Below are 25016 nucleotides of genomic sequence, written 5' to 3'. Positions count from 1 at the left end.
TTGTTTCATCTTGTTAAAGAACGTTCGCCTCATACTGGAGTCCAGCGGGCTAGGGCTGCGTATTCTACGCTTCTCCCTGTCGGCGTCAAGCGCTTTTTTCAAAAGTTTTTTAAGTGGTTAATTACTGTGCTTTCGCTGTGTAACTAACGGCTTAAAACCCCGAAGGCGCTTACCACCCTGACTCAAGCTACATGCTTACTTACTTTGCTAAGCAGCGCCGTTTGCCGTGTCAGTGGGAGCGCATTATAGGGAGCAGAATCTTTTACGCAAGGGCTTTTTACAAAAAAAAGATCGCATGCCGATCTTTTAGGCAATTACGATCTTTTTCGTATAGATAGCGAGCAAAAACAGCCAATTTTACGGCTTTGGGGCTGCCTGCTTAATAAAGCCTTGGATCAGCTCTACCGCTTTTTCATCATCCCAATCGACAAATGTCCTGACAAATGCGATCAATTCACCTTGTTGATTGAGAATAAAGGTTGCCGGTATGGTATCAAGCGGAAAGACCTGTCCTAGCTGCTGCTGAGGATCGTAATAGGTCTCAAACTTGTCCATGCCCAAAGAAGCTAAGAAAGGTTCGACTTGCTCTTTACCCTTCATATCGATCGAAATAGGTAAGATACGAAACTCATTTGGATCAAACTTAGTCTTAAAGCGATCGATAGCCGGCAGCTCACGCACACAAGGTGGGCACCAGGTGGCCCACATGTTAACCATCACCACCTGACCTTTATACTGACTGAAGTCTATCGATTTCCCCTGCGCGTCCTTAAAAGGTACAGCTTCTATCGGATATGACTTAGGCAATACGTTTATTAGGTCTACGCTTGATTGCACTTCACCACTATTTTTCTTCTGCATGCCTGGATAGGCATGCACAACATTAGAAAAGCTTAGTGCAGCCATGCTTAAGGCTAAGCTTGCAGCAGCGATAGACTTTAACTTCATTTGTTGTCTCGCTTCAGTAGTCGATCCAACTCAGCTTGCTCTTCAGGGCTTATTTCTTGCTCTACAGCATTACTGATTCGCTGCTTTCTAACAAAGACGAAGCCAATCATTAATCCTACTAACAATAACCCTAAAGGACCTAACCACAGCACGTAGGTCTTGGCTTCCATACGCGGCTTATAAAGAACAAACTCACCATAACGGCTGGTCATAAACTCGATGATTTCTTCATCTCCTTTACCTTCATCAACCATTTGATAGACCTCAAGTCTCAGGTCTTGTGCTACAGGCGAATTAGAATCAATCAGATTCTGGTTTTGGCACTGGGGACAACGCAGAGAATGCGCCAACTCCAATGCTCGCTTCTGATTGTCTACCGACTTAAACTCATAGGTATCGACTGGTGTAGCCATTACTGACCCCACCAGCACGAAAGATAAGAATACTGCGGAGATAATCCCAACTAAGCTTTTCATTAAGATGCTCCCTCAGCTTTAGCCTGTGCTTGTAGCTCTTGAATCATTGGGTAAAGGGTCTCTTTCCAGACTCGCATATCAATTGGCCCCGCATAACGGAAACGTATGATGCCGTTATGATCCACCAGATAACTTTCGGGTGCACCATAAACACCGAGATCTAAGCCCAAACGGCCATCGTGATCATAGATGTTCTTGGTGTAGGGGTCGCCTTCCCGGCTCAATTCGCGGATCGCTAAAGCGCGATCATCACGGTAATTAATCCCATAGATAGGCAAGATATTTTGTCTTGCTAATCGCATCAAATAAGGATGCTCATATTTACATGAAGGACACCAAGTCGCCCACACGTTTAATAGCGAGACCTGTCCCTTGAGACTTTCATTGGAAATGATCTCATTGGCATCTTCAAGACGCTCTAGTTGGAAAGCCGGTATCGGCTTTCCTTCCAATGCTGAGTCCAACTGCTGCGGGTTCAGGAAGAGTCCCTTATAAAGGAAGACTCCCATCACCAGAAACAGAATCAAAGGAATAAATAATACTAGCCTTTTCTTCATACTTGCCCCAATTCAAGTTATGCCGTTGCTAATTTTTCTTGTTTAGCTTTTTCGTCAGCTGCATCAGTAGCTTTAGCTCTACGATAACGCTTATCAGACGCTGCGAAGAAGCCACCCACCATCATGAAAATGCTACCAAACCACAACCAACGAACAAAAGGTTTGTAGTTTAGACGTACCGCAAATTCGGTGCGGCTAATCGGATCGCCCATAGTGATATAAAGATCGCGGAACAGCCCCCAATCAATACCAGCTTCAGTCATATCCATAGTACGCACATTGTACTGACGACGATCAGGCTTTAGCAGCGTAATAAACTCGCCATCTTTGGTCACTTCAACCTGACCTTGCTGCGCCGTATAGTTAGGCCCAACAACATTTTTGGTTTCGATGTAATGGAAGCTATAACCCGCCAACTCTTGCGTGATACCAGGTCCCATACGAACACTCTTCTCAATCGAGTAGTTTGACACCATAGTGGCACCCACTACAGATACAGCAATACCCAAGTGAGCGATGATCATGCCCAGCTGGCTGCGCCCCATACGCGCCAAGCTTAAGCCTTCTTTTGACTGCATGATTTCGTAAGCGGCACGCAAGGTTGCTAAAGTAACCCAAACTGCGGCGCCAATACCGAACATCACCCAAGCATTGAACTTACCATCGACGAGGAAAGGCGTAGCTGCACCAATAACGGCTGACACTACTGCCGGAACCAGCAATTTAGCCCTTAGCTCACCAGCTTTCGCTCGCTTCCAACGGATATTTGGACCAATACCCATAAACCCAAAGAGTACTAGCACAATAGGAACGAATACCGCGTTGAAGTATGGTGGGCCTACAGAGATCTTACCCATATTCAAGGCATCGATAAGCAGTGGGTAAAGTGTACCAAGTAATACAGTACCGCAAGCAACGGTCAGCAGGATGTTACACACCAGCAGCATAGTTTCTTTAGACATCAACTCGAAACGTGCTGGGCTCTTCATGTCACTGGCCCGGAAGGCAAACAAGGTGAGCGAGCCACCAATGGCTAAACCGAGTAATAACAGGATGAACATACCGCGACTTGGATCGGCGGCAAATGAATGCACAGAGGTCAGTACCCCTGAACGAACAATAAAGGTACCTAACAAACTCAAAGAGAATGCGAAGATAGAGAGCAATACAGTCCAGTTACGGAAGGTTGCGCGCTTCTCAGTTACGATTACTGAATGTAGCAATGCAGTACCGATCAACCAAGGCATGAACGAAGCGTTCTCAACGGGGTCCCAGAACCACCAGCCGCCCCAGCCTAATTCGTAGTATGCCCACCAAGAACCCAGTGAAATACCACCTGTCAGGAAGATCCAAGCAGCCAAGGTCCACGGACGGCTCCAACGTGCCCACGCAGAATCCAGGCGCCCCCCCATGAGTGCCGCAATCGCAAAGGCAAAGCTCACTGAGAAACCGACATAACCCAAGTACAGCATAGGCGGATGGAAGATTAATCCCACGTCTTGCAGCATAGGGTTAAGGTCTCGTCCTTCCATAGGAATAGGGAATAGACGCTCAAATGGGCTCGAAGTTAACAGCATAAAGAGACTGAAACCAATCACTATCATCGCCAAAATAGCGAGAACGCGAGCGGTGAATACCTCTTCCAGACCTTTACTAAAAAAGGCGACAGCTGCCGTCCAGACTGACAAGGCAAATACCCAGAAGAGTAATGAGCCTTCATGGCCACCCCATACCGCGGCGATCTTAAAGAAAATCGGCAGTTGTGAGTTAGAGTGGTGTGCTACATAGGCAACAGAGAAATCGTCTACGGCAAAGCTATAACCGAGGACGATGACAGAAAGAGCAATAAAGAAAAACATGCCGTAACTTAACGGCCAAGCATAACGAACCAGATATTGATCTTTTCGAGCAACACCGATTAGTGGGACGCTGGCCAATAGAAAGGCAAATGCCAATCCTATTATCAACGAAAAGTGTCCTAATTCAGGGATCATGGGGTTTCCTCAGTCCTATATAAGAATCAGTTGAAGCTTTAGCCTCTACTAATTCACGAGAGTTTGCAATTCACACTACTCAAGGTACAAAATTTGAGTCATTTTAGTATTTGCTATTGTATCTGTCTGCCTCTTTCGCACAATTCTGGGTGACCTGTCTCATTCTTGCGAACAGAAACGCAGGGTTACAATTGTTATAAACTGACAGATTTTATGCTCTGACCCTTGTTTGAAACTTAAGTTTCAGCCAATTTTTGAAAATAGAATCGAACTGTGAACCAGTGCAAAAGTATCAGTATTTAACGACACTAATCCCTTATATTACTGTTCAATGAATAATCTTTCCGTATAATCTGATCCCTATATCGCGCGGCATCCCCGCATTTCTGCAACTAATGTGAAAAAGAAATAATGACCACTCTCTGGATTTTTATTGCGCTTTTTGTATTAGTCAGCCTAGTGCTGATTTGGTTTCCACACTTTCGCCAGCAACAGATGTTGCAGGCCGAAGAGGCTGGTGTGCGTAAGGCCACTAACCTCGAACTCTTTAATAACCGTTTAGCGACACTGGAAAAGGAACTCGAAGATGAGCTTCTGGATCAAGATGAGTTTGACGCTCTAAAGAAAGAACTCGAAATCAGTTTGCTACAGGACATGAAGCAGGGCGAGGATGAATCCTTAGTCGGCCAGCTTAAACCTAAGAGCATATTATGGCCAGCCTTTATGTCTGTCGTCTTGCTCGGTTTATCCGGTTACTTCTATGCCACCTTAGGGGCTTATGCTAACTTGGACAAAGCCGTCCCTGATAATCCACACGCAGGAATGGATGCTAGCCAGATTATGGCTCAGCGCATCCAGATGATGGAGTCACAACTACAAGCCGAGCCTGATAATAGCCAACTGCTGTTTAGCCTAGGTCATGCCTACATCAACGCCAATCGTTATGACGATGCGGTAAAATCATTTGATAAGGCCATGGAACTGGTTGGTACTCATGCCGAATTGCTAGGGCCTAAAGCGACTGCACTCTACTATAAGGCTAATCAGCGTATAACACCCGCGGTTCAGTCCATCATAGACCAATCTCTGGCGCTAGATCCTAAAGATCCTTCTACACTGCTACTGGTTGGAATGGATGCTTTCTTTAATGCCAATTATCAAAAAGCAATCGATGCTTGGCAGATCATTCTCGACAGCGACAGAAACGATGTCGATCGCAGCGCTATCATCAATGCAATTGAAAGTGCCAAGATGAGAATACAAGCTGAAACCGGTGAAATGCCAAATGACGCAACCCATCAGCCGGCCACCGCAGGTAAGACAGTGACTATCGATGTCTCCATCTCACCAGAGCTAGCACAACAGGTCGGTGGTAGCGATATGCTGTTCATCTTTGCTCGTAACACTGAAGGCCCTAAAGTACCTTTAGCTGCGACCAAAGTGTCTGCCAAGTCTTTACCTGTCTCCATTACTCTAGACGACAGCACCGGCATGGGCGGAGACATCAAGCTAAGTGATGCCAAACAGGTTGAGATCATTGCGGTTCTTTCAAAGCATGGTTCTGTGAAGGCACAACCCGGTGATATGCAGGGGCGCCTAGAAACCATGGAAGTCGGTACAACGGCCAAACTTGTGATTGACACGTTAGTCCAGTAAACCCTAGGTCATTACATTCTGGGCGACTCTCTCAGAAACCAAAAGCCGGCATTCGCCGGCTTTTTTGTTGCCCGAGCATTGAGTACCGAACATAAAAAAAGCCGACTTGAAGTCGGCTTTTTCTCAACGAAGTTGGATTACTTAGACATGAACTCGATAGCGTTCTTGTAATCTTCGTCGGTACAATCCGTGCACATACCGCCTGGTGGCATAGCATTAAGACCTGTCTTAATGCTACTAACTAAAGCGTCTAAGCCCTTAGCCAAACGTGGCTCCCATGCAGCTGCATCATGAGCTTTAGGCGCACCAGCGACACCCATACTGTGGCATACCTGGCATGCCTTGTTATATACAGCCTCACCTTCTTGTGCAAAAGCGTTTGCAGACAAGGTCAATGCAGCCACTGCAGACAATGCTAACAGTTTTTTCATGTTCAATGTTCCTAATGCAAATATTAACAGAGCTCTATGCCACCCTAATATGGGGCAGACTTATTTTATAGCGGTACTAGGATACATCAAACTTCAACAAAACTCACCTTTTTGTGACTAATATCAGAATTTGACAGTTCAACATGTTATAGGCACTCCCTTTAACTGATACATTAGCAATTGTTGAAAAAGTTCAATCCCAAGTACTAAAAGGTTTTGCTTTTTGGAAGCATATCAAATTGCTGACACTAAACAGAGACCAAGACTAAACCCCTCAAGGGGATTATGTTAATATCGCTTACGTTCACATCTGGCTTGAGATAGAGGGTTCAGTGGTAGAAGAAAAAACAGCAACGACACTGGTATCGGCCGACAACTTGACTTGTATCCGCGAAGAGCGAATTCTATTCGACGAACTCAGTTTTGATATCCAAGCGGGTGAAATTGTACAAATAGAAGGGCCTAACGGTGCAGGAAAAACCAGCCTACTGCGTATTCTTGCTGGCTTATCTAGACCCTATGGCGGAGAAGCTAAGTACAAGGGCACTGATATTACCCGCTGCCGCGACGAATATAATGATGATCTTTTGTATCTTGGCCATCTTGCAGGTGTAAAAAGCGAGTTAACGGCCGAAGAGAATCTTAACTTCAATTTAAGAATCAGTGGGTATGATGACTTCAATACTAATCAGATCCTCGCGAAAGTGAATCTATCTGGTTTTGAAGAAGCGCTAGCTGGCCACCTCTCGGCAGGCCAACATCGTCGAACAGCCCTAGCCAGACTCTGGCACACCAACTGCAAGGTATGGCTGTTAGATGAACCGTTTACTGCAATCGATAAGAAAGGCGTCGAAGAATTGGAACACCTGTTTTTACAACATGCTCAAAACGGCGGTTGTGTCATCATGACCACCCACCAGGATATGAGTATTATCGGTGACGATATTCTGCGTAAAATCCGCCTAGATTATCGCTTTATATAAAGGTGTAGTGAATGAACAAAGGTATCAGCTTTACTCAAGCTTTTTTTACCCTGCTAAAGCGCGATCTTCAAATAGCTGTCCGCCACAAGGGCGACATCTTCAATCCGCTACTGTTTTTTATCCTAGTGGTCACTCTGTTTCCGCTGGGCATTGGGCCTGAACCTCAGGTGCTTTCGCGCGTTGCTCCCGGTATTATTTGGGTCGCCGCCCTGCTCGCCTCTATGCTTTCGCTTGAGCGGCTGTTCAAGGCAGACTTTTCAGACGGCAGCTTAGAGCAGATGCTGCTAAGCCCACAGCCATTATCCTTAATGGTATTGGCTAAAGTACTTGCACACTGGCTATTAACCGGCGTACCGCTTATCTTAGTCGCACCACTGTTAGCCGTATTGTTACACCTCGAAGCTAATAGTTATGGTGCGCTGCTGTCCACCCTGGCACTTGGTACCCCAGTACTGAGCCTTTTAGGGGCAATAGGTGTTGCGCTTACGGTAGGGTTACGCAAAGGCGGTGTTTTATTGAGCCTATTGATTCTACCGCTTTATATCCCAGTTCTAATTTTTGCAACCAGCGCTATTGATGCAGCTGGTTTAAATCTACCCTACAGCGGCCATCTCGCTATTATAGGCGCTATGCTGGTCGGTTCGTTAATATTGGCACCATTTGCTATTGGCGCCTCATTAAGAGTGAGTACTAACTAATATGTGGAAATGGCTACATTCTTACGCAGACCCTCAAAAGGCTTATAACCTATCAGGCAGGCTACTACCCTGGTTTGCAACACTTGCTATCGCATTTATTGGCGTTGGTTCTATCTGGGGCTTGCTGTTCGCTCCGGTTGATTATCAACAGGGTGACAGCTACCGCATCATCTTCATCCACGTACCAGCCGCCTCAATGTCTATGTCGGCCTACATGGCGATGGCTACCTCAGCCTTCATTGGCTTGGTATGGCAGATCAAGTCGGCTGACTGGGCGGCGGCAGCCATCGCACCTATCGGTGCCGTTGTCACCTTTATCGCTCTGATCACTGGTGCCGCCTGGGGTAAGCCTATGTGGGGTACTTGGTGGGTGTGGGATGCTCGCTTAACCTCTGAGCTGGTACTGCTATTCCTATACCTAGGTGTGATCTCACTATACGCCTCTTTCGAGGACAAGGTACTTGCAGCACGAGCCGCTGGCATCCTAGCGATTGTAGGTGTGATCAACATACCAATCATTAAGTATTCAGTAGAGTGGTGGAACTCACTTCATCAGCCAGCAACGATTAAAATCACCGAGAAATCCTCGATGGCACCTGAGATGCTGTACCCGTTACTGATCAACATCTTTGGTTTTGGTCTCATGATTGGAGCCATCACTTTAGTACGTTTCAGAGCCGAGATCTTAGCCAGAAATGGTATGCGTCCTTGGGTTAGGGAACTCGCGAAAGCTGAAGGAGTCAAATAATGCAGTTCGATTCATTAACAGATTTTTTTAACATGGGTGGCTACGCCTTTTATGTGTGGCTATCTTACGGCATAACCGCCTTCGCACTTGGCACCTTGATCTTGGTGAGCCTGCGCCAAAAGCGCAAAATCCTCACTGAAATCTCAAAGAAAATGCAACGCGAAGAACGCCTTAAAGCCAACCGGAGTAAAGAACAGTGAACGCCAGACGTAAGAAAAGACTCGCCTTAGCAACCGCCTTAATAGGTGGCGTAGCCGCAATCGCATCATTATTGCTTTATGCGCTAAATTCAAACCTGAACCTTTTCTACACACCAACAGAAATTGTCCATGGTAAAAAAGACACAGGCGTTAAACCCGAAGTGGGCCAGCGTATCCGTGTCGGTGGCATGGTAACCGTTGGGTCTCTAATCCGCGATCCTGACAGCCTCCACGTTGAATTTGCTGTACATGATGCAGCCGGTGGTGAAGTCATAGTGACCTATGACGACTTGCTACCCGATCTGTTCCGTGAGGGCCAGGGCATTGTGGCTCAAGGCGTACTGATTGAAAATGGGAAGTTGGAAGCAACGGAAGTGCTGGCCAAGCATGATGAAAACTATATGCCGCCAGAAGTCGCCGAAGCGATGGGACAAACCCACGAAAAACTCGACTACAACACGACACAAAAATCAGGCTATTAAGCCACTTACATTAAAGGCCTCTTACGAGGCCTTTTTTAATGCGCTTCCACTTACTTACACAGGAAAATCAGCTATAAGTATATAAAAGTGCTTTGGAAAATCATCCATGCGTATCCTTGTTTTACTCCTATTGCTCTACAGCCTGCCGGGCGCTGCAACAAACCTTCTATTTATACATAGCTATCATGAAGGCTACCCTTGGGTGCAAGATTACCGGCGAGCCATATTGGATAATCTAAGCCAACCAGTCCAAGTCGATAACTTCTTCCTAGACTCCAAACGCCTACCCTATGAAGAATATGTCAAACGCGCTGATATGGCATGGAACGTCATAAAAAGCCGTAGACCAGATATGATAGTCCTTGCCGACGACAATGCCATCACGCTATTGAGTGAACGCATTGCGACCACCAATATCCCGGTTGTTTTTCTAGGGCTGAACACGAATCCAAGAGATCATGGAATCCAAACATACGAGCAATTCACCGGTGTCTTAGAACGTCCTTTATTTAAACGTTCACTATTACTCGTCGATCACATATTGCCGAAAGCTGAGTCGAGAAAACTGCTTGTCCTCTCGGATAACAGCGCTACGAGTCGTGCCGCCCTAAGTCCAATCAGTGTTGAGCTCAAACCGATCAGGCTAGGCAATTTGACCATAGAGTTTAAGCTCGCTGACTCTGAACAAGCATGGCGACAGGCAGTACTCAATGCGAAACAAGCAGGCTACCAGGGAATATTCATCGCCCTCTATCACACCATCACTTCAGAGCAAGGAGAGCACGTAGACCCCGAAAAAATTATTGCCTGGACTGCCAAGGAGTCTCCCGTGCCGAATTTTGGTTTCTGGGATTTCACTATAGGTAAACAAGCCAACACAGGTGGTTATATGCTCAATGGCTATGAACATGGCAAGCTAGCGGCAACCTTAATCAACAAACTATTACATGGCGCCAAGGCCAAAGACTTAGGTTATATCAGTGACAGCAAGGGCAGCTTTCGCTTTAGCCTCTCAGGCGTTGCCAGATGGCACCTGTCGATTCCCAAGGAGATGTCTGATAAGGCACAGTGGGTTGACTGATTATGGCGGCAAGAATGCCTTTAGAGATGAATTTGAGATAAGAAATAAAAAAGCCGGGCTATGCCCGGCTTTTTAACAATGAACTTAAGTGTTACTCAGCAGCTTCTTCAACAGCTTCAGCAGCTTCTGGACGACCTACTAGTTCAATATACGCCATAGGCGCTTTATCACCAGTACGTAGACCGCACTTAAGGATACGGGTATATCCACCAGGACGTTCCTGGTAGCGTGGACCCAATTCATTAAATAACTTACCTACGACTTCAGCGTCGCGAGTACGTGCAAATGCCAAACGACGGTTTGCAACACTATCACTCTTAGCAAGTGTTATTAGAGGTTCAACTACGCGACGCAATTCTTTCGCTTTAGCTACAGTAGTCTTGATCACTTCGTGACGGACTAAAGAGCTTGCCATGTTACGGAACATAGCTTGACGATGACTGCTGTTACGGTTTAGTTGACGACCACTCTTACGATGGCGCATGACCTAATCCTTATTACCTAAATCTGTACAAACTAGGACTTATAGGTCGTCTGCTAAACTAGCCGGAGGCCAGTTTTCTAGACGCATACCTAATGAAAGTCCGCGAGAAGCCAACACATCCTTAATTTCGGTAAGAGACTTCTTACCCAAGTTAGGAGTTTTAAGTAGCTCAACCTCAGTACGCTGTACCAGATCTCCGATGTAATGAATCGCTTCGGCTTTCAAACAGTTAGCCGAACGTACAGTTAGCTCTAGATCGTCGACAGGACGCAACAGAATTGGGTCGAACTCTGGTTTCTCTTCTTTCTGCTCTGGCTCAGTGACATCACGAAGCTCAACAAACGCATCTAGCTGTTCAGCTAAGATGGTCGCAGAACGACGAATTGCTTCCTCAGGATCGATAGTGCCGTTAGTGGTCATATCGATAACGAGTTTGTCTAAGTCAGTACGCTGTTCAACACGTGCTGCTTCAACATTGTAAGCAATACGCGCGACAGGTGAGAAAGATGAATCCACTAACAAACGACCGATTGGACGATCATCGTCTTCGGTCTGTGCACGTGCAGAAGCAGGCACATAACCACGACCACGTTCAACACGGATACGCATGCTAATGTCATTATTACCAGTCAGATGACAGATAACATGATCAGGATTCATAATAGTAACATCACCATCGTGCGTGATATCTGCTGCGGTAACAGGGCCTGCGCCTGACTTGCTTAAAGTAAGCATAGCCTCGTCTTTACCCTCGATAACCACTGCTAAACCTTTAAGGTTTAATAGGATTTCTAGGATATCCTCTTGTACGCCTTCCTTGCTGCTGTATTCGTGCAGTACACCATCAATCTCGACTTCGGTAACCGCGCAGCCGGGCATAGACGACAATAGGATACGACGCAACGCGTTACCTAGAGTATGACCAAAACCACGCTCAAGCGGCTCCAGTGTAACCTTGGCACGTGTTGGGTTAACCTGCTCGATATCAACGAGACGCGGTTTAAGAAATTCTGTAACAGAACCCTGCATTGTGTCCTCTCTTGTTTATTAGCTTTACTTAGAGTAAAGCTCGACGATCAGCTGTTCGTTAATATCCGCAGATAAATCGCTACGCTCAGGCAGACGCTTGAAAGCACCTTCCATCTTAGCGGCATCTACTTCAACCCATGTTGGCTTTTCGCGCTGAGAAGCAACTTCTAGAGCAGCTTTAATACGAGCTTGCTTTTGAGACTTCTCACGAACGCTAATTACATCATTCGCAGACACTTTGAATGATGGAATGTTAACAACGCGGCCGTTTACCATAATTGACTTATGGCTAACTAGCTGACGTGCTTCAGCACGGGTAGCACCAAAACCCATACGATAAACTACGTTATCTAAACGGGTTTCTAAAAGAGTAAGTAGGTTTTCACCAGTGTTACCTTTTAGACGTGCAGCGTCTTTGTAGTAGTTACGGAATTGCTTTTCAAGCACACCATAAGTACGACGAACTTTTTGTTTTTCGCGCAGCTGTACGCCGTACTCAGACAAACGAGCTTTACGAGCGCCGTGTTGTCCAGGTGCAGCTTCTAGCTTACACTTCGAATCAATTGCTCTCACACCGCTTTTTAGGAAAAGGTCTGTACCTTCTCGGCGAGTGAGCTTGAGCTTTGGACCCAAGTATCTTGCCATGTTCTTTCTCCAACTATCCTATTAAAAACGGGGCGATTAAACGCGACGTTTCTTAGGAGGACGACAACCATTATGAGGGATCGGCGTCACATCGGTAATGTTGGTTATCTTGTAACCAACCGCGTTCAGCGCTCTAATAGCTGACTCACGCCCTGGACCTGGACCCTTCACGAAAACTTCAAGGTTTTTGACACCGTAGTCCTGAGCTGCAACACCTGCGCGCTCAGCAGCTACCTGTGCAGCGAATGGGGTAGATTTACGTGAACCACGGAAACCTGAACCACCAGAAGTTGCCCAAGAAAGTGCATTACCTTGACGATCTGTAATGGTGATAATGGTGTTGTTGAAAGATGCATGGATATGAGCCATGCCATCAGCAACCTGTTTACGTACGCGCTTGCGCGTTGAACGTGACGGAACTTTAGCCATATTGGTTTACCTTCCCGTTACTTTCTAATTGGCTTACGTGGACCTTTACGCGTACGCGCATTGGTCTTAGTACGTTGCCCACGAAGGGGCAGGCTACGACGGTGGCGGAGACCACGATAACAACCAAGGTCCATCAGACGCTTGATGTTCATAGAGATCTCACGACGCAAGTCACCTTCTACAATGTATTTAGCAACTTCTTCGCGTAGTGTGTCTATTTGAGCTTCGCTCAATTCCTTGATCTTAGCATCTTCAGCAATTGAAGTAGCTGCGCAGATTTGTTGTGCGCGAGTCAGTCCAATACCATAGATAGCAGTCAATGCAATGACTGTGTGCTTTTGATCAGGAATGTTAATGCCAGCGATACGGGCCACTATGCACTCCTCATAAGTTAAAGGCCATCTGTGAAAAGCCCGGTAGGATACTCGACAGATGACGATTTTGCAAATAATATTTTGACCAGCTCAGAAACTGAGCTGGTCAAAAGTTTTTAGCCTTGACGCTGTTTGTGTTTTGGTTCAACACAGATAACGCGTACAACGCCGCTACGCTTTACGATCTTGCAGTTACGGCAGATCTTCTTCACGGAAGCTCGAACTTTCATTTCATCACTCCGTAAAGCTACTTAGCGTCCAAAGCGATCTAAATTCGCTTTGTTAACTAGGTTAGCTTTCTTCATCACAGACTCATATTGATGTGACATCATATGGGTCTGAACCTGAGCCATGAAGTCCATGATCACGACTACCATAATTAGTAGTGAAGTACCGCCAAAATAGAACTGTACTTTCCACGCGATTAACATGAACTCCGGAATTAAACAGATAAAGGTTATATATAATGCACCAGCCAGAGTTAGGCGAGTCATTACTTTATCTATATATCGCGAAGTCTGTTCTCCAGGACGGATCCCGGGAATAAACGCACCACTCTTCTTAAGGTTATCTGCTGTCTCACGTGGGTTAAATACCAACGCAGTATAGAAGAAACAGAAGAAGATAATCGCTGTTGCATACAATAATGAGTAAAGCGGCTGACCTGGTGATACAGCAAGTGAAAAATCACTTAACCAAGATAAACCTTCATTTTGACCAAACCACTGAGCCAGTGTGCCTGGGAACAAAATGATGCTTGACGCAAAGATTGGTGGAATCACACCTGCCATGTTGACCTTAAGCGGTAAGTGAGTGCTCTGCGCGGCAAACACCTTACGGCCCTGCTGACGCTTAGCATAGTTTACAACGATACGACGTTGTCCACGCTCAACAAACACAACAAAATAGGTCACAGCAAATACAATCACTGCAATCAACAATAATACTAGTACGTTCAAGTCGCCTTGACGCGCTTGCTCGGCCGTTTGACCGATAGCAGATGGCAGACCAGCGACGATACCTGCGAAAATAAGAATCGAGATACCGTTACCTATGCCTCGTTCGGTAATTTGCTCACCTAGCCACATTAGGAACATGGTTCCTGTAACTAGACTGACAACAGCAACAAAGTAGAACCCGAATCCAAGGTTTACAACTAAACCAGGAACCAGGTTAGGCAGACCTGTTGCGATACCGATCGCTTGGAATGTACCCAAGACCAACGTGCCGTATCGAGTATATTGACTGATCTTCTTACGTCCTGACTCGCCTTCCTTTTTCAGTTCGGCCAATGCAGGATGTACCACAGTCAATAGCTGCATGATAATCGATGCCGAAATATACGGCATGATACCAAGAGCAAAGATAGAAGCACGTTCAAGGGCGCCACCAGAGAACATGTTAAACATGCCTAAGATGGTACCCTTTTGCTGATTAAACAGCTCTGCTAATACAGCTGCGTCAATACCAGGAATTGGCACGAACGAACCGGCTCTAAAGACGATAATCGCACCAATCACGAACAGGAGACGGGTTTTCAATTCTGATAGACCGCCTTTCGCGCTTTTTAAATCAAGTCCTGGTTTTGCCATCGACGTATTATTCCTCGATCTTTCCGCCGGCAGCTTCAATAGCTGCACGAGCACCTTTGGTTACCTTCAGACCTTTAACGGTCACTGGGCGTTCAATGGTACCTGAAAGAACGACTTTAGCAAACTGTATGTTGCGAGTAACAAGATTCGCATCTTTCAGTGCATTCAAGTCGACAACATCACCGTTAACTTTAGCCAGTTCGCTTACACGAATTTCGGCAGTTACCAACGCTTTACGCGAAGTAAAACCAAACTTAGGCAAACGGATCTTAAGTGGCATTTGACCACCTTCGAAACCGACGCGAACGCCGCCGCCTGAACGTGACTTCTGACCTTTGTGACCGCGACCAGCAGTCTTACCTAGGCCAGAACCGATACCGCGACCTACACGCTTGGCTGCTGATTTTGCACCTGCAGCAGGTGATAGAGTATTCAATTTCATTGATTAATCCTCCACCTTAACCATGTAGTAAACCTTGTTAATCATACCGCGAACTGCAGGAGTATCTTCCAGCTCAACAGTATGGTTAATACGGCGTAGACCTAGACCGGTCAATGTGGCGCGATGCTTAGGCAAACGTCCAATTGAACTCTTAGTCTGAGTTACTTTTAAAGTTTTAGTAGCCATGGTGCTTAACCTCGAATTTCATCAACATTCAGGCCACGCTTAGCTGCAATCTGTGCTGGTGACTTCATGTGTACCAGCGCGTCTACAGTTGCGCGAACGATGTTGATCGGGTTAGTAGAACCGTATGCTTTCGACAGAACGTTATGAACGCCTGCTACTTCCAATACGGCACGCATCGCACCACCGGCAATAATACCGGTACCTTCAGAGGCTGGTTGCATGTAAACACGCGAACCAGTGTGACGGCCCTTAACAGGGTGGTGCAAAGTACCATTTACAAGTTCAACAGAAACAATGTTACGGCGAGCCTTTTCCATTGCTTTCTGGATAGCAGCAGGTACTTCACGCGCTTTACCATAGCCATAGCCGACTTTACCGTTACCGTCACCCACTACAGTCAGTGCAGTGAAGCTAAAGATACGTCCGCCTTTAACTACTTTAGAAACACGATTTACTGCAACTAACTTCTCTTGCAGGTCGTCTTTTTGTGGAGCTTCAAATTTAGCCATTTTTAATCATTCCTTAGAACTGTAGGCCAGCTTCACGAGCAGCGTCTGCCAAGGCAGCTACGCGTCCGTGATACTTAAAGCCGGAACGATCGAATGCAACTACAGTTACGCCTTTCTCGATAGCACGCTCTGCAACGGTTTTACCCACTACTTTTGCTGCATCAACGTTACCTGTGTATTTAAGCTGCTCTGATACCGCTTTCTCAGCAGTAGAAGCTGCCGCCACAACTTGCGCTTTGGCATCAATAACCTGTGCGTATGTGTGACGTGGTGTACGATGTACAACCAGACGGTTAACGCCCAGCTCTTGGATCTTCTTACGGGCGCGAGTAGCGCGGCGCAAGCGAGATGTTTTCTTATCCATATCGCGTTACCTACTTCTTCTTAGCCTCTTTACGGCGTACTTGTTCATCAGCATAGCGAACACCTTTACCTTTGTAAGGCTCTGGTGGACGGTAGCCACGAATTTCTGCAGCAACCTGACCAACAAGCTGCTTATCAGTACTCTTAAGTACGATTTCAGTTTGAGTTGGACACTCTGCAGTTACGCCGTCTGGAAGCTGGTGTACTAGAGGGTGAGAGAAACCTAGAGTCAGGTCGATACCGTTACCAGCAATTTTTGCACGGTAACCAACACCAACTAGAGTCAGTTTCTTTTCAAAACCTTCGTTAACACCAACAACCATGTTGTTGATTAGTGCTCGAGCTGTACCAGCTTGTGCAGCGCTAGTTACGCCTTCAGCTGGAGAACACTTGATTTCGTTGTCTTCAACAACAACAGAAACATCAGCGTTGATCACTCGAGTCAAACTACCTTTAGTACCTTTTACGGTGATAGTTTGTTCGTTTAAAGTCACTTCTACGCCTGCAGGGATAGCGACTGGTGCTTTTGCGACACGAGACATTGCTAGCTCCTTATGCTACGTAGCAGATAACTTCTCCACCCATGCCATTTTGGCGGGCGGCACGATCAGTCATCAAACCTTTAGAAGTGGACACGATTGCGACACCCAGACCGCCCATCACCTTTGGTAGTTCGTTTTTACCTTTGTAAATACGAAGACCAGGACGACTTACGCGCTGGATAGTCTCAACGACTGGTTGGCCTTGGAAATACTTTAAAGTGATTTCTAAAACCGGCTTGGCTTCGCCTGCTACGGTGTAGTCAGTGATATAACCTTCTTCTTTAAGCGTCTGTGCAATAGCAACTTTCAGCTTAGCAGAAGGCATAGATACTGATACTTTGTTAGCAGCTTGGCCGTTACGAATGCGAGTTAACATATCCGCAATTGGATCTTGCATGCTCATATTAGCTTACTCCGTGACAAGTATTACCAGCTGGCCTTACGCAGACCAGGAACTTCACCACGCATGGTAGCTTCACGCAATTTGATTCGGCTTAGACCGAACTTGCGTAGGAAACCATGTGGGCGACCAGTTTGACTACAACGATTACGCTGACGCGCAGAACTTGAGTCACGTGGTAGACCTTGCAGCTTAAGAACTGCATCCCAACGATCTTCATCAGAAGTAGTTGGATTGCTAATGATAGCCTTAAGAGCTAGACGCTTTTCAGCATACTTAGCCACGAGCTTGGCACGTTTTGCTTCACGTGCTTTCATTGAACTTTTTGCCATTTCGCTACCCTTATTTCTTGAATGGGAAGTTAAAGGCGTCTAATAAAGCACGGCCTTCTTCGTCATTCTTCGCAGTAGTAGTGATTACAATATCCATACCACGGATTTTATCGATTTTATCGTAATCGATTTCCGGGAAGATGATTTGCTCACGTACACCCATTGCGTAGTTACCGCGTCCGTCGAACGACTTAGCGCTCAAACCACGGAAGTCACGGATACGCGGGATTGCGATATCAACTAAACGCTCAAGGAATTCCCACATGCGTTCACCACGCAGAGTCACCTTACAGCCGATCGGGTAGCCATCACGGATTTTAAAACCAGCAACTGATTTACGAGCAACAGTTACAACTGGCTTTTGACCAGCGATAGCAGTCATGTCACGAAGCGCATGCTCCATAACTTTCTTATCTGCTACAGCTTCGCCAACACCCATATTAAGGGTGATTTTCTCAATCCGAGGGACTTGCATGACACTGGTATAACCGAACTTCTTAGAAAGCTCAGCGATAACAGTCTCTTTATATTTATCATGCAGTTTCGCCATCGTTTACTCCAATTACTTAACGAGTTCACTGTTCGACTTAAAGAAACGGACTTTTTTGCCGTCTTCAAATCGGAAACCAACGCGATCAGCTTTGCCAGTGGCAGAGTTGAAAATCGCTACATTTGATGCTTGTATTGGCGCTTCTTTCTCAACGATACCACCAGTCACACCCATTTGTGGGTTAGGCTTCTGGTGCTTCTTGACAAGATTGATGCCTTCTACAATTAACTTACCAGTTGGTAATACTCGAGAAACCTTACCGCGTTTACCCTTGTCTTTACCTGCTAGTACAATTACTTCGTCTTCACGACGGATTTTAGCTGCCATTTTGAAGCTCCTTACAGTACTTCTGGTGCCAGAGAAACAATTTTCATAAATTGTTCTGTACGCAGTTCACGCGTCACTGGTCCAAAGATACGAGTACCAATCGGTGCAAGGTTTGCGTTCAGCAATACCGCTGCATTGCGATCGAAGCGAATGACAGAACCATCTGGACGACGTACGCCTTTCTTAGTACGGACTACCACCGCGTTATACACGTCACCTTTCTTCGCTTTACCGCGAGGAATTGCTTCTTTTACAGAAACTTTGATGACGTCGCCGATACCGGCATAACGACGATGAGAGCCACCCAAGACCTTAATACACTGAACTCTACGAGCGCCACTGTTACAGGCGACTTCTAGAGTCGATTGCATTTGGATCATTTTAAGTGCTCCGCTATCGTTACTTCACTAATCCCATATTTGGGGCATATTTAAACCATTTTAGACCAGAATATCGACTAAAATGGCGCGCAAGTATAACACCGCAAAAAAGGAATAGATAGTATTAAAAATAAAAACGGCCCCAAATCTAGGAGCCGTTTCGCTAATTACCTAATAAGCTTAGGCTTTTGATACTACTTCAACCAGAGTCCAAGACTTAGTCTTAGACAGCGGACGGCATTCGCGAATAGTCACGATATCGCCAGCATTACACTGATTTGTTTCGTCATGTGCATGGATCTTAGTAGTGCGCTTGATAAACTTCCCATATAGAGGGTGCTTAACCTTACGCTCAATAGCTACAGTGATAGACTTGTCCATCTTGTTGCTAAGTACACGACCTTGCAAAGTACGGATTTTATCAGACATTATGCACCCGCCTTAGAAGTAATAATGGTCTTAACGCGCGCGATGTTACGACGCACGATTTTAAGCTGATGAGTCTGAGTCAACTGACCAGTGGCGTGTTGCATACGCAGATTAAACTGCTCACGCAGCAGACCAAGCAGTTCAGCGTTCAGTTCTTCAACGCTCTTCTGTGTTAGTTCGCTCGCTTTCATTACATCACCGTCTTAGTTACGAAGGTAGTCTTAATAGGAAGCTTGGCAGCAGCAAGAGTGAAAGCTTCACGAGCCAACTCTTCTGAAACACCATTCATCTCATAAAGAACCTTACCAGGTTGAATCTGGCAAACCCAGTATTCAACGTTACCCTTACCTTTACCCATACGCACTTCGAGAGGCTTAGAGGTAATTGGCTTGTCTGGGAAAACGCGAATCCAGATTTGACCTTGACGTTTAATGTGACGTGTCATAGCACGACGCGCAGATTCGATTTGACGAGCAGTAAGACGACCACGTCCAACAGCTTTCAAACCAAACTCACCGAAGCTTACTTCAGTGCCGTTCGCCAGACCGCGGTTACGGCCTTTGAACATTTTACGAAACTTCATTCGTTTTGGTTGCAGCATTGCCAGCTCTCCTATTTACCGCGAGGCTTACGCTTCGGCTGCTGTTTCGGCTCTTCTAGCGCAGGTACAACGCCGTCTAGAACTTCACCTTTGAAGACCCAAACTTTAACGCCGATCACACCGTATTGAGTGTGACTTTCTGCAGTAGAATAGTCGATATCAGCACGCAGTGTATGTAGAGGCACACGACCTTCACGATACCACTCTGAACGCGCAATCTCAGCACCGCCTAGACGGCCGCTCACTTCAACTTTGATACCCTTAGCACCTAGACGCATTGCGTTCTGTACTGCGCGCTTCATAGCACGACGGAACATTACACGACGCTCTAGCTGAGAAGCGATGCCTTCGGCAACTAGCTTCGCATCTAGCTCTGGCTTACGGATTTCAGCGATGTTGATTTGAGCTGGAATACCAGTCAACTTGGCAACTTCGTTGCGCAACTTTTCAACATCTTCGCCTTTCTTACCAATCACAACACCTGGACGGGCAGTGTGAATAGTAACGCGAACACTCTTAGCTGGACGCTCGATAACAATCTTAGAGACTGATGCTTGCTTAAGTTTCTTTTCTAGAAACTTACGCACTTCCCAGTCGCTGCTCAGGTTATTTGCATACTCTGATTTATCAGCGTACCAAGTCGAGATCCAAGGCTTAGTGATACCCAGACGGATACCATTAGGATGTACTTTCTGTCCCATTGCTAACTCCTAGCGATCTGATACAACCACAGTAATGTGGCTGGTACGCTTGATAATACGATCAGCACGGCCTTTAGCACGTGGCATGATACGCTTCATAGTTGGACCTTCGTCTACAAAGACTTTTCCAACTTTCAGCTCGTCAATGTCAGCACCTTCGTTGTGCTCAGCATTAGCGATAGCAGAATCAAGTACTTTTTTAACAAGTACTGCAGCTTTCTTTGGGCTGAAAGTTAAAATTTCTAGAGCCTTAGCAACAGGCAGTCCACGAATTTGATCTGCAACCAAACGACACTTCTGAGGCGACGTACGGGCAAAACGATGTTTAGCTAAAACTTCCATCTTGAGTCTCCCGTATTAACGCTTCTTCGCTTTCTTATCAGCAGCATGGCCGCGATAAGTGCGAGTTGGTGAAAATTCACCAAGCTTGTGGCCGATCATTTCGTCAGTTACGAACACAGGTACGTGCTGACGACCATTATGGACAGCGATGGTCAACCCAATCATGTTAGGGATGATCATTGAGCGGCGAGACCAAGTCTTAATAGGCTTCTTGTCACCCGCTTCCATCGCTTTCTCTACCTTCTTCAGCAAGTGTAGGTCAATGAATGGACCTTTCTTGAGAGAACGTGGCATGGCGAATCCTCTTACTTTTTGTTACGACGACGTACGATGTACTTGTCGGTGCGTTTGTTACTACGGGTCTTATAACCCTTAGTTGGGACACCCCATGGAGATACTGGATGACGACCACCAGAAGTACGGCCTTCACCACCACCATGTGGATGGTCTACTGGGTTCATTGCAACACCACGAACTGTTGGGCGTACGCCTCTCCAGCGCTTAGCACCTGCTTTACCTAACTGGCGTAGCATATGCTCGGCATTACCAACTTCACCTAATGTCGCGCGGCAATCTACAGGCACTTTACGCATTTCGCCAGAGCGAAGACGTAGAGTGGCGTAAGCGCCATCACGAGCTACAACTTGTACATAAGTACCGGCTGAACGTGCGATCTGAGCACCTTTACCAGGCTTCATTTCAACAGCGTGAACCACACTACCTACTGGGATGTTGCGTAATGGCAAAGCGTTACCCACTTTGATTTCAGCATCGATACCAGACTGGATCTTATCACCAGCTTGCATGCCTTTGGCTGCAAGGATATAACGACGCTCACCATCAGCATACAAAACAAGTGCGATGTTTGCGGTACGGTTTGGATCATATTCCAAACGCTCAACCTTTGCAGGGATACCGTCTTTGTTGCGCTTGAAGTCAACAATACGGTAGTGCTGCTTGTGTCCACCACCTACGTGACGAACAGTGATGCGACCAGTGTTGTTACGGCCACCACTCTTAGACTTTTTCGCCAACAGGCCAGCAAAGGGTTTACCCTTATGCAGATCGCTGTTTACCACTTTAACAACGTGGCGACGACCAGCAGAGGTTGGCTTACACTTAATAACTGCCATGATAATTCTCCTTTGCTTACTCAGCGCCGACGAAATCGATGTCAGCACCAGCAGCTAAAGTCACATAGGCTTTTTTCCAATCGCTACGACGGCCAGTACGGGCACCGTGACGCTTAGTCTTACCTTTGTTAACTAGAGTGCGAACTGAATCTACTTCAACTTCGAACAACTTAGCTACTGCAGCTTTAATTTCAGCTTTAGTCGCATCGATAGCCACACGGAAAACTACCGTGTTGTTATTTTCAGCGCAAACAGTACTCTTTTCAGAGATGTGTGGCGCTAGAATAACTTTTAGCAAACGTTCTTCGCTTATCATCCCAGCATCTCCTCGATTTGCTTAACAGCATCGGCAGTAACTAGTACTTTGTTGAACGCGATTAGGCTAACTGGGTCGATACCAGCAACGTCACGAACGTCAACTTTGTATAGGTTGCGTGCAGCTAAGAACAAGTTCTCGTCAATCTCTGGAGTAACAATTAATACGTCTTCCAGGTTCATGTCTTTCAGCTTAGCCTTCAACTCTTTAGTCTTAGGAGCTTCAACACCGAATGATTCAACAACAACAAGGCGATCTTGACGTACTAATTCAGACAGAATGCTCTTAAGCGCTCCGCGGTACATCTTCTTGTTTACTTTTTGGCTGTGATCTTGTGTTTTAGCAGCGAAAGATACGCCACCGCCACGCCAGATTGGGCCTTTAACAGTACCAGCACGTGCGCGGCCAGTACCTTTTTGGCGCCATGGCTTTTTGCCAGAGCCAGTTACTTCTGCGCGAGTCTTTTGAGCACGAGTGCCCTGACGCGCGTTTGCAGCGTATGCTACAACTACCTGATGAACCAGTGCTTCATTAAAGTCACGGCCGAAGGTAGTTTCGGAAACTTCAAGAGCACTCTGTGCGTCTTTCAATACCAATTCCATTACTATCTCCTCAGACCTAAGCTTTAACGGCAGGCTTGATGATCAGGTCGCCATTAGTAGCGCCTGGAACTGCACCCTTAACCAATAGCAGGTTGCGCTCAGCGTCTACACGTACAACGTCTAGATTTTGAGTCGTTACTTGCTCGGCACCCATGTGGCCTGACATTTTCTTACCTTTGAAAACGCGACCAGGTGTTTGGTTTTGACCGATAGAACCGTTAGCTCTATGTGCCAATGAGTTACCGTGTGTTGCATCTTGAGTACGGAAGTTCCAACGCTTGATACCGCCTTGGAAGCCCTTACCCTTTGATTGACCAGTAACATCAACTTTCGCTACGTCAGCGAAGATATCAACATTAAGCTCAGCACCTACTTCGATGCCTTCGCCTTCACCATCAGCCAAACGCATTTCCCACAAACCACGACCAGCTTCAACGCCAGCCTTAGCAAAGTGACCTGCTTCTGGTTTAGTGATGCGATTAGCTTTTTTGGTACCAGTAGTAACTTGAAGTGCACGGTAACCGTCAGTTTCTAAAGTTTTCACTTGAGCAACACGGTTAGCTGCAATTTCAATTACTGTTACAGGTATTGACGCACCATCTTCAGTGAAGATGCGAGTCATACCTACTTTACGACCGATAAGACCGATAGCCATCTCTCAAACCTCTTCTAAGGATCTCAATTAACCTAAGCTAATTTGAACGTCAACACCTGCCGCAAGATCTAGACGCATAAGTGCATCTACAGTCTTTTCAGTCGGCTCTACGATGTCAACAAGACGCTTATGAGTACGAAGTTCGTACTGATCACGCGCATCTTTATTAACGTGTGGAGAGATCAAAACGGTATAACGCTCTTTACGCGTTGGTAGTGGGATTGGACCACGTACCTGGGCGCCTGTGCGCTTAGCAGTTTCAACGATTTCCGCAGTAGACTGATCGATCAGACGATGATCAAATCCTTTTAAGCGGATACGGATTCTTTGGTTCTGCATTGACCAGAGCTCCTAAAATGGACACATAAAAAATCACCCTCTAGCTTCTTCCTTACTGGAAAAGCAGAGCGAGATGATTTAACCGTTCGACTCCAAATCGGAGTCGCTGTATTATTTTACGTCGGCTTCGAGAACCGACAATCTTTCGCCTAATGGTTAAGGCGAGGGGCTATTATACTGATCTAAACTCGGAGATCAAGCCCATTGAACGAATTAGCATCACTTTCGCGCTAACTGCCAAAGTGGCGAGTATTATACTCAACTCAATCAGAAAAACCAGCCCTATTTCGAGCAATAAAAAAGGCAGCCTAAGCTGCCTTTTTCAGTGTCTATTTAAAATCAAAGCAATTAAGCGATGATCTTAGCTACAACACCAGCACCAACTGTACGGCCACCTTCACGGATAGCGAAACGTAGACCTTCGTCCATCGCGATTGGGCAGATCAGAGTAACAACCATCTTGATGTTGTCACCAGGCATTACCATTTCAACGCCTTCTGGCAGTTCGATAGTACCGGTTACGTCAGTTGTACGGAAGTAGAACTGTGGACGGTAGCCTTTGAAGAATGGAGTGTGACGACCACCTTCTTCTTTTGACAGTACGTATACTTCTGATTCGAACTGAGTGTGTGGAGTGATTGAACCAGGCTGAGCCAGTACTTGACCACGCTCAACTTCATCACGCTTAGTACCACGTAGTAGTACACCACAGTTCTCACCTGCACGACCTTCGTCAAGCAGCTTGCGGAACATTTCAACACCAGTACAAGTAGTCTTAGTAGTATCTTTTATACCTACGATTTCTACTTCGTCACCAACTTTAACGATACCGCGCTCAACACGACCAGTTACTACTGTACCACGGCCTGAGATTGAGAATACGTCTTCGATTGGCAGAATGAATGCACCGTCGATAGCACGCTCTGGCTCTGGAATGTAAGAATCTAGAGCTTCAGCTAGTTCGATGATCTTAGCTTCCCACTCTGGCTCGCCTTCTAGGGCTTTCAGAGCTGAACCTTGGATAACTGGTAGGTCATCACCTGGGAAGTCATATTCAGAT

41 protein-coding genes are annotated in these 25016 nt (G+C 46.3%); 7 read left to right on the top strand and 34 right to left on the bottom strand.

What is annotated here, in order from left to right:
• Positions 1–357: 357 nt before the first annotated feature.
• From L2712_RS18785 to L2712_RS18770, 4 genes are read right to left on the bottom strand one after another with little or no spacing between them, the layout of a single operon-like run.
• Positions 358–948 carry a TlpA disulfide reductase family protein gene (locus L2712_RS18785; RefSeq protein WP_248978671.1) on the bottom strand — a complete coding sequence of 197 codons (591 nt, stop codon included), beginning with the start codon at positions 946–948 and terminating at the stop codon, positions 358–360.
• Positions 945–1424 carry a heme lyase NrfEFG subunit NrfF gene (nrfF, locus tag L2712_RS18780; protein WP_033540793.1) on the bottom strand — a complete coding sequence of 160 codons (480 nt, stop codon included), beginning with the start codon at positions 1422–1424 and terminating at the stop codon, positions 945–947. The genes L2712_RS18785 and nrfF overlap by 4 nt, the downstream gene beginning before the upstream one ends.
• On the bottom strand, positions 1424–1981 hold the full coding sequence (locus tag L2712_RS18775; RefSeq protein ID WP_033540792.1) for a DsbE family thiol:disulfide interchange protein: 558 nt from the start codon (positions 1979–1981) through the stop codon (positions 1424–1426). The genes nrfF and L2712_RS18775 overlap by 1 nt, the downstream gene beginning before the upstream one ends.
• A gap of 17 nt (positions 1982–1998) precedes the next feature.
• On the bottom strand, positions 1999–3975 hold the full coding sequence (locus L2712_RS18770) for a heme lyase CcmF/NrfE family subunit (RefSeq protein ID WP_088903545.1): 1977 nt from the start codon (positions 3973–3975) through the stop codon (positions 1999–2001).
• Positions 3976–4386: 411 nt separating this feature from the next.
• On the opposite strand from L2712_RS18770, the gene ccmI reads away from it, so the two are divergent.
• The gene (gene ccmI, locus L2712_RS18765; protein WP_248978670.1) at positions 4387–5631 is read left to right on the top strand and encodes a c-type cytochrome biogenesis protein CcmI; all 1245 of its coding nucleotides are present in this window, start codon (positions 4387–4389) and stop codon (positions 5629–5631) included.
• A gap of 137 nt (positions 5632–5768) precedes the next feature.
• On the opposite strand, the gene L2712_RS18760 is transcribed toward ccmI, so the two are convergent.
• Positions 5769–6062 carry a c-type cytochrome gene (locus tag L2712_RS18760; protein WP_033540789.1) on the bottom strand — a complete coding sequence of 98 codons (294 nt, stop codon included), beginning with the start codon at positions 6060–6062 and terminating at the stop codon, positions 5769–5771.
• Positions 6063–6394: 332 nt separating this feature from the next.
• Between L2712_RS18760 and ccmA the strand changes: the two genes are divergently transcribed.
• From ccmA to L2712_RS18730, 6 genes are all read left to right on the top strand, one after another.
• Positions 6395–7045 (top strand): cytochrome c biogenesis heme-transporting ATPase CcmA, encoded by a 651-nt coding sequence (gene ccmA / locus L2712_RS18755; protein ID WP_088903543.1) that lies wholly within the window; start codon positions 6395–6397, stop codon positions 7043–7045.
• 11 nt (positions 7046–7056) lie between these two features.
• Positions 7057–7743: a heme exporter protein CcmB gene (ccmB, locus tag L2712_RS18750; protein WP_033540787.1), complete on the top strand. Its 687-nt coding sequence runs from the start codon at positions 7057–7059 to the stop codon at positions 7741–7743.
• Position 7744: 1 nt separating this feature from the next.
• Positions 7745–8491 (top strand): heme ABC transporter permease, encoded by a 747-nt coding sequence (locus tag L2712_RS18745; protein ID WP_033540786.1) that lies wholly within the window; start codon positions 7745–7747, stop codon positions 8489–8491.
• Positions 8491–8691: a heme exporter protein CcmD gene (gene ccmD / locus L2712_RS18740; RefSeq protein WP_033540785.1), complete on the top strand. Its 201-nt coding sequence runs from the start codon at positions 8491–8493 to the stop codon at positions 8689–8691. The genes L2712_RS18745 and ccmD overlap by 1 nt, the downstream gene beginning before the upstream one ends.
• Positions 8688–9173, top strand: a complete 486-nt coding sequence (ccmE, locus tag L2712_RS18735) for a cytochrome c maturation protein CcmE (RefSeq protein ID WP_033540784.1) — start codon at positions 8688–8690, stop codon at positions 9171–9173. Before ccmD ends, ccmE begins: the two co-directional genes overlap by 4 nt.
• A 106-nt stretch (positions 9174–9279) precedes the next feature.
• On the top strand, positions 9280–10254 hold the full coding sequence (locus tag L2712_RS18730; protein ID WP_248978669.1) for an ABC transporter substrate-binding protein: 975 nt from the start codon (positions 9280–9282) through the stop codon (positions 10252–10254).
• Positions 10255–10345: 91 nt separating this feature from the next.
• Here the strand turns inward: L2712_RS18730 and rplQ are convergent, their stop codons facing one another.
• The 29 genes from rplQ to L2712_RS18585 form a co-directional block, all read right to left on the bottom strand.
• The gene (gene rplQ, locus L2712_RS18725) at positions 10346–10738 is read right to left on the bottom strand and encodes a 50S ribosomal protein L17 (protein ID WP_011863991.1); all 393 of its coding nucleotides are present in this window, start codon (positions 10736–10738) and stop codon (positions 10346–10348) included.
• 39 nt (positions 10739–10777) lie between these two features.
• On the bottom strand, positions 10778–11767 hold the full coding sequence (locus L2712_RS18720; RefSeq protein ID WP_011863990.1) for a DNA-directed RNA polymerase subunit alpha: 990 nt from the start codon (positions 11765–11767) through the stop codon (positions 10778–10780).
• A 24-nt stretch (positions 11768–11791) separates the two neighbouring features.
• Positions 11792–12412, bottom strand: coding sequence for a 30S ribosomal protein S4 (gene rpsD / locus L2712_RS18715; protein ID WP_011863989.1), 621 nt, complete (start codon positions 12410–12412; stop codon positions 11792–11794).
• 36 nt (positions 12413–12448) lie between these two features.
• Positions 12449–12841 (bottom strand): 30S ribosomal protein S11, encoded by a 393-nt coding sequence (gene rpsK, locus L2712_RS18710; RefSeq protein WP_011863988.1) that lies wholly within the window; start codon positions 12839–12841, stop codon positions 12449–12451.
• A 17-nt stretch (positions 12842–12858) separates the two neighbouring features.
• The gene (rpsM, locus tag L2712_RS18705; RefSeq protein ID WP_011863987.1) at positions 12859–13215 is read right to left on the bottom strand and encodes a 30S ribosomal protein S13; all 357 of its coding nucleotides are present in this window, start codon (positions 13213–13215) and stop codon (positions 12859–12861) included.
• Between the two features lie 116 nt (positions 13216–13331).
• On the bottom strand, positions 13332–13445 hold the full coding sequence (gene rpmJ, locus L2712_RS18700; RefSeq protein WP_006083579.1) for a 50S ribosomal protein L36: 114 nt from the start codon (positions 13443–13445) through the stop codon (positions 13332–13334).
• 21 nt (positions 13446–13466) lie between these two features.
• Positions 13467–14807 carry a preprotein translocase subunit SecY gene (secY, locus tag L2712_RS18695; RefSeq protein ID WP_041510733.1) on the bottom strand — a complete coding sequence of 447 codons (1341 nt, stop codon included), beginning with the start codon at positions 14805–14807 and terminating at the stop codon, positions 13467–13469.
• Between the two features lie 7 nt (positions 14808–14814).
• Positions 14815–15249: a 50S ribosomal protein L15 gene (rplO, locus tag L2712_RS18690; RefSeq protein ID WP_033540780.1), complete on the bottom strand. Its 435-nt coding sequence runs from the start codon at positions 15247–15249 to the stop codon at positions 14815–14817.
• Between the two features lie 3 nt (positions 15250–15252).
• The gene (gene rpmD / locus L2712_RS18685; RefSeq protein WP_011863984.1) at positions 15253–15435 is read right to left on the bottom strand and encodes a 50S ribosomal protein L30; all 183 of its coding nucleotides are present in this window, start codon (positions 15433–15435) and stop codon (positions 15253–15255) included.
• Positions 15436–15440: 5 nt separating this feature from the next.
• Complete coding sequence (rpsE, locus tag L2712_RS18680) at positions 15441–15944, bottom strand: 30S ribosomal protein S5 (RefSeq protein ID WP_011863983.1); 504 nt, start codon at positions 15942–15944, stop codon at positions 15441–15443.
• A 13-nt stretch (positions 15945–15957) separates the two neighbouring features.
• Positions 15958–16308 carry a 50S ribosomal protein L18 gene (gene rplR, locus L2712_RS18675; RefSeq protein WP_248978668.1) on the bottom strand — a complete coding sequence of 117 codons (351 nt, stop codon included), beginning with the start codon at positions 16306–16308 and terminating at the stop codon, positions 15958–15960.
• Positions 16309–16318: 10 nt separating this feature from the next.
• Positions 16319–16849, bottom strand: a complete 531-nt coding sequence (gene rplF / locus L2712_RS18670; RefSeq protein ID WP_033540779.1) for a 50S ribosomal protein L6 — start codon at positions 16847–16849, stop codon at positions 16319–16321.
• Positions 16850–16859: 10 nt separating this feature from the next.
• Entirely contained in the window at positions 16860–17252 is a 393-nt protein-coding gene (rpsH, locus tag L2712_RS18665) for a 30S ribosomal protein S8 (protein WP_033540778.1), read from the bottom strand.
• Between the two features lie 23 nt (positions 17253–17275).
• Positions 17276–17581: a 30S ribosomal protein S14 gene (gene rpsN, locus L2712_RS18660; protein WP_033540777.1), complete on the bottom strand. Its 306-nt coding sequence runs from the start codon at positions 17579–17581 to the stop codon at positions 17276–17278.
• 10 nt (positions 17582–17591) lie between these two features.
• On the bottom strand, positions 17592–18131 hold the full coding sequence (gene rplE, locus L2712_RS18655; protein WP_011863978.1) for a 50S ribosomal protein L5: 540 nt from the start codon (positions 18129–18131) through the stop codon (positions 17592–17594).
• Between the two features lie 12 nt (positions 18132–18143).
• A complete protein-coding gene (rplX, locus tag L2712_RS18650) occupies positions 18144–18458 on the bottom strand; it encodes a 50S ribosomal protein L24 (RefSeq protein ID WP_033540776.1) in 315 nt (104 codons plus the stop codon).
• 11 nt (positions 18459–18469) lie between these two features.
• Complete coding sequence (gene rplN, locus L2712_RS18645) at positions 18470–18838, bottom strand: 50S ribosomal protein L14 (protein ID WP_011863976.1); 369 nt, start codon at positions 18836–18838, stop codon at positions 18470–18472.
• 180 nt (positions 18839–19018) lie between these two features.
• Entirely contained in the window at positions 19019–19267 is a 249-nt protein-coding gene (gene rpsQ, locus L2712_RS18640) for a 30S ribosomal protein S17 (RefSeq protein WP_033540775.1), read from the bottom strand.
• On the bottom strand, positions 19267–19458 hold the full coding sequence (rpmC, locus tag L2712_RS18635; RefSeq protein WP_011863974.1) for a 50S ribosomal protein L29: 192 nt from the start codon (positions 19456–19458) through the stop codon (positions 19267–19269). Before rpmC ends, rpsQ begins: the two co-directional genes overlap by 1 nt.
• Positions 19458–19868 (bottom strand): 50S ribosomal protein L16, encoded by a 411-nt coding sequence (gene rplP / locus L2712_RS18630; RefSeq protein ID WP_011863973.1) that lies wholly within the window; start codon positions 19866–19868, stop codon positions 19458–19460. Before rplP ends, rpmC begins: the two co-directional genes overlap by 1 nt.
• Before the next feature lie 11 nt (positions 19869–19879).
• Positions 19880–20569, bottom strand: coding sequence for a 30S ribosomal protein S3 (rpsC, locus tag L2712_RS18625; protein WP_033540774.1), 690 nt, complete (start codon positions 20567–20569; stop codon positions 19880–19882).
• Positions 20570–20578: 9 nt separating this feature from the next.
• Positions 20579–20911: a 50S ribosomal protein L22 gene (gene rplV / locus L2712_RS18620; protein WP_011863971.1), complete on the bottom strand. Its 333-nt coding sequence runs from the start codon at positions 20909–20911 to the stop codon at positions 20579–20581.
• Positions 20912–20926: 15 nt separating this feature from the next.
• On the bottom strand, positions 20927–21205 hold the full coding sequence (gene rpsS, locus L2712_RS18615; protein ID WP_006083596.1) for a 30S ribosomal protein S19: 279 nt from the start codon (positions 21203–21205) through the stop codon (positions 20927–20929).
• A gap of 11 nt (positions 21206–21216) precedes the next feature.
• Positions 21217–22044: a 50S ribosomal protein L2 gene (gene rplB, locus L2712_RS18610; RefSeq protein WP_033540773.1), complete on the bottom strand. Its 828-nt coding sequence runs from the start codon at positions 22042–22044 to the stop codon at positions 21217–21219.
• A gap of 16 nt (positions 22045–22060) precedes the next feature.
• Positions 22061–22360 carry a 50S ribosomal protein L23 gene (rplW, locus tag L2712_RS18605; RefSeq protein ID WP_028774664.1) on the bottom strand — a complete coding sequence of 100 codons (300 nt, stop codon included), beginning with the start codon at positions 22358–22360 and terminating at the stop codon, positions 22061–22063.
• A complete protein-coding gene (gene rplD, locus L2712_RS18600; RefSeq protein WP_033540772.1) occupies positions 22357–22962 on the bottom strand; it encodes a 50S ribosomal protein L4 in 606 nt (201 codons plus the stop codon). The genes rplW and rplD overlap by 4 nt, the downstream gene beginning before the upstream one ends.
• A gap of 16 nt (positions 22963–22978) precedes the next feature.
• Positions 22979–23617: a 50S ribosomal protein L3 gene (gene rplC, locus L2712_RS18595; protein WP_033540771.1), complete on the bottom strand. Its 639-nt coding sequence runs from the start codon at positions 23615–23617 to the stop codon at positions 22979–22981.
• A 27-nt stretch (positions 23618–23644) separates the two neighbouring features.
• A complete protein-coding gene (gene rpsJ, locus L2712_RS18590; protein ID WP_011070616.1) occupies positions 23645–23956 on the bottom strand; it encodes a 30S ribosomal protein S10 in 312 nt (103 codons plus the stop codon).
• A gap of 348 nt (positions 23957–24304) precedes the next feature.
• Positions 24305–25016, bottom strand: a 712-nt coding sequence (locus tag L2712_RS18585; protein WP_248978667.1) for an EF-Tu C-terminal domain-related protein, incomplete at its 5' end; no start/stop codon positions are given.

The organism is Shewanella marisflavi, from assembly GCF_023283925.1.
In the GTDB taxonomy this organism is placed as follows: domain Bacteria; phylum Pseudomonadota; class Gammaproteobacteria; order Enterobacterales; family Shewanellaceae; genus Shewanella; species Shewanella marisflavi.
The sequence above is the reverse complement of the archived record's forward strand: the minus strand, read 5'-3'. Positions and strand labels throughout refer to the sequence as shown.

Bases quoted from the DNA above. Each gene is read 5' to 3' on its own strand.
- rpsS (WP_006083596.1), bottom strand. From the start codon at position 21,205: ATGCCACGTTCTCTCAAGAAAGGTCCATTCATTGACCTACACTTGCTG.
- L2712_RS18770 (WP_088903545.1), bottom strand. From the start codon at position 3,975: ATGATCCCTGAATTAGGACACTTTTCGTTGATAATAGGATTGGCATTT.
- secY (WP_041510733.1), bottom strand. From the start codon at position 14,807: ATGGCAAAACCAGGACTTGATTTAAAAAGCGCGAAAGGCGGTCTATCA.
- rpsD (WP_011863989.1), bottom strand. From the start codon at position 12,412: ATGGCAAGATACTTGGGTCCAAAGCTCAAGCTCACTCGCCGAGAAGGT.
- rplO (WP_033540780.1), bottom strand. From the start codon at position 15,249: ATGAAATTGAATACTCTATCACCTGCTGCAGGTGCAAAATCAGCAGCC.
- ccmI (WP_248978670.1), top strand. From the start codon at position 4,387: ATGACCACTCTCTGGATTTTTATTGCGCTTTTTGTATTAGTCAGCCTA.
- rplD (WP_033540772.1), bottom strand. From the start codon at position 22,962: ATGGAATTGGTATTGAAAGACGCACAGAGTGCTCTTGAAGTTTCCGAA.
- L2712_RS18745 (WP_033540786.1), top strand. From the start codon at position 7,745: ATGTGGAAATGGCTACATTCTTACGCAGACCCTCAAAAGGCTTATAAC.
- ccmB (WP_033540787.1), top strand. From the start codon at position 7,057: ATGAACAAAGGTATCAGCTTTACTCAAGCTTTTTTTACCCTGCTAAAG.
- rpsQ (WP_033540775.1), bottom strand. From the start codon at position 19,267: ATGTCTGATAAAATCCGTACTTTGCAAGGTCGTGTACTTAGCAACAAG.
- L2712_RS18720 (WP_011863990.1), bottom strand. From the start codon at position 11,767: ATGCAGGGTTCTGTTACAGAATTTCTTAAACCGCGTCTCGTTGATATC.
- rpmC (WP_011863974.1), bottom strand. From the start codon at position 19,458: ATGAAAGCGAGCGAACTAACACAGAAGAGCGTTGAAGAACTGAACGCT.
- L2712_RS18775 (WP_033540792.1), bottom strand. From the start codon at position 1,981: ATGAAGAAAAGGCTAGTATTATTTATTCCTTTGATTCTGTTTCTGGTG.
- L2712_RS18785 (WP_248978671.1), bottom strand. From the start codon at position 948: ATGAAGTTAAAGTCTATCGCTGCTGCAAGCTTAGCCTTAAGCATGGCT.
- rplE (WP_011863978.1), bottom strand. From the start codon at position 18,131: ATGGCGAAACTGCATGATAAATATAAAGAGACTGTTATCGCTGAGCTT.
- rplC (WP_033540771.1), bottom strand. From the start codon at position 23,617: ATGGCTATCGGTCTTATCGGTCGTAAAGTAGGTATGACTCGCATCTTC.
- rplP (WP_011863973.1), bottom strand. From the start codon at position 19,868: ATGCTGCAACCAAAACGAATGAAGTTTCGTAAAATGTTCAAAGGCCGT.
- rpsE (WP_011863983.1), bottom strand. From the start codon at position 15,944: ATGGCTAAATTTGAAGCTCCACAAAAAGACGACCTGCAAGAGAAGTTA.
- rplF (WP_033540779.1), bottom strand. From the start codon at position 16,849: ATGTCTCGTGTCGCAAAAGCACCAGTCGCTATCCCTGCAGGCGTAGAA.
- rplX (WP_033540776.1), bottom strand. From the start codon at position 18,458: ATGGCAGCTAAAATCCGTCGTGAAGACGAAGTAATTGTACTAGCAGGT.
- ccmD (WP_033540785.1), top strand. From the start codon at position 8,491: ATGCAGTTCGATTCATTAACAGATTTTTTTAACATGGGTGGCTACGCC.
- rpsJ (WP_011070616.1), bottom strand. From the start codon at position 23,956: ATGCAGAACCAAAGAATCCGTATCCGCTTAAAAGGATTTGATCATCGT.
- nrfF (WP_033540793.1), bottom strand. From the start codon at position 1,424: ATGAAAAGCTTAGTTGGGATTATCTCCGCAGTATTCTTATCTTTCGTG.
- rplV (WP_011863971.1), bottom strand. From the start codon at position 20,911: ATGGAAGTTTTAGCTAAACATCGTTTTGCCCGTACGTCGCCTCAGAAG.
- rpsC (WP_033540774.1), bottom strand. From the start codon at position 20,569: ATGGGACAGAAAGTACATCCTAATGGTATCCGTCTGGGTATCACTAAG.
- rpmJ (WP_006083579.1), bottom strand. From the start codon at position 13,445: ATGAAAGTTCGAGCTTCCGTGAAGAAGATCTGCCGTAACTGCAAGATC.
- rpsN (WP_033540777.1), bottom strand. From the start codon at position 17,581: ATGGCAAAAAGTTCAATGAAAGCACGTGAAGCAAAACGTGCCAAGCTC.
- rplN (WP_011863976.1), bottom strand. From the start codon at position 18,838: ATGATCCAAATGCAATCGACTCTAGAAGTCGCCTGTAACAGTGGCGCT.
- rplQ (WP_011863991.1), bottom strand. From the start codon at position 10,738: ATGCGCCATCGTAAGAGTGGTCGTCAACTAAACCGTAACAGCAGTCAT.
- rpmD (WP_011863984.1), bottom strand. From the start codon at position 15,435: ATGGCTACTAAAACTTTAAAAGTAACTCAGACTAAGAGTTCAATTGGA.
- L2712_RS18730 (WP_248978669.1), top strand. From the start codon at position 9,280: ATGCGTATCCTTGTTTTACTCCTATTGCTCTACAGCCTGCCGGGCGCT.
- rpsK (WP_011863988.1), bottom strand. From the start codon at position 12,841: ATGGCTAAAGTTCCGTCACGTTCAACGCGCAAGCGCGTACGTAAACAG.
- rplB (WP_033540773.1), bottom strand. From the start codon at position 22,044: ATGGCAGTTATTAAGTGTAAGCCAACCTCTGCTGGTCGTCGCCACGTT.
- rplR (WP_248978668.1), bottom strand. From the start codon at position 16,308: ATGGATAAGAAAACATCTCGCTTGCGCCGCGCTACTCGCGCCCGTAAG.
- rplW (WP_028774664.1), bottom strand. From the start codon at position 22,360: ATGATAAGCGAAGAACGTTTGCTAAAAGTTATTCTAGCGCCACACATC.
- L2712_RS18760 (WP_033540789.1), bottom strand. From the start codon at position 6,062: ATGAAAAAACTGTTAGCATTGTCTGCAGTGGCTGCATTGACCTTGTCT.
- rpsH (WP_033540778.1), bottom strand. From the start codon at position 17,252: ATGAGCATGCAAGATCCAATTGCGGATATGTTAACTCGCATTCGTAAC.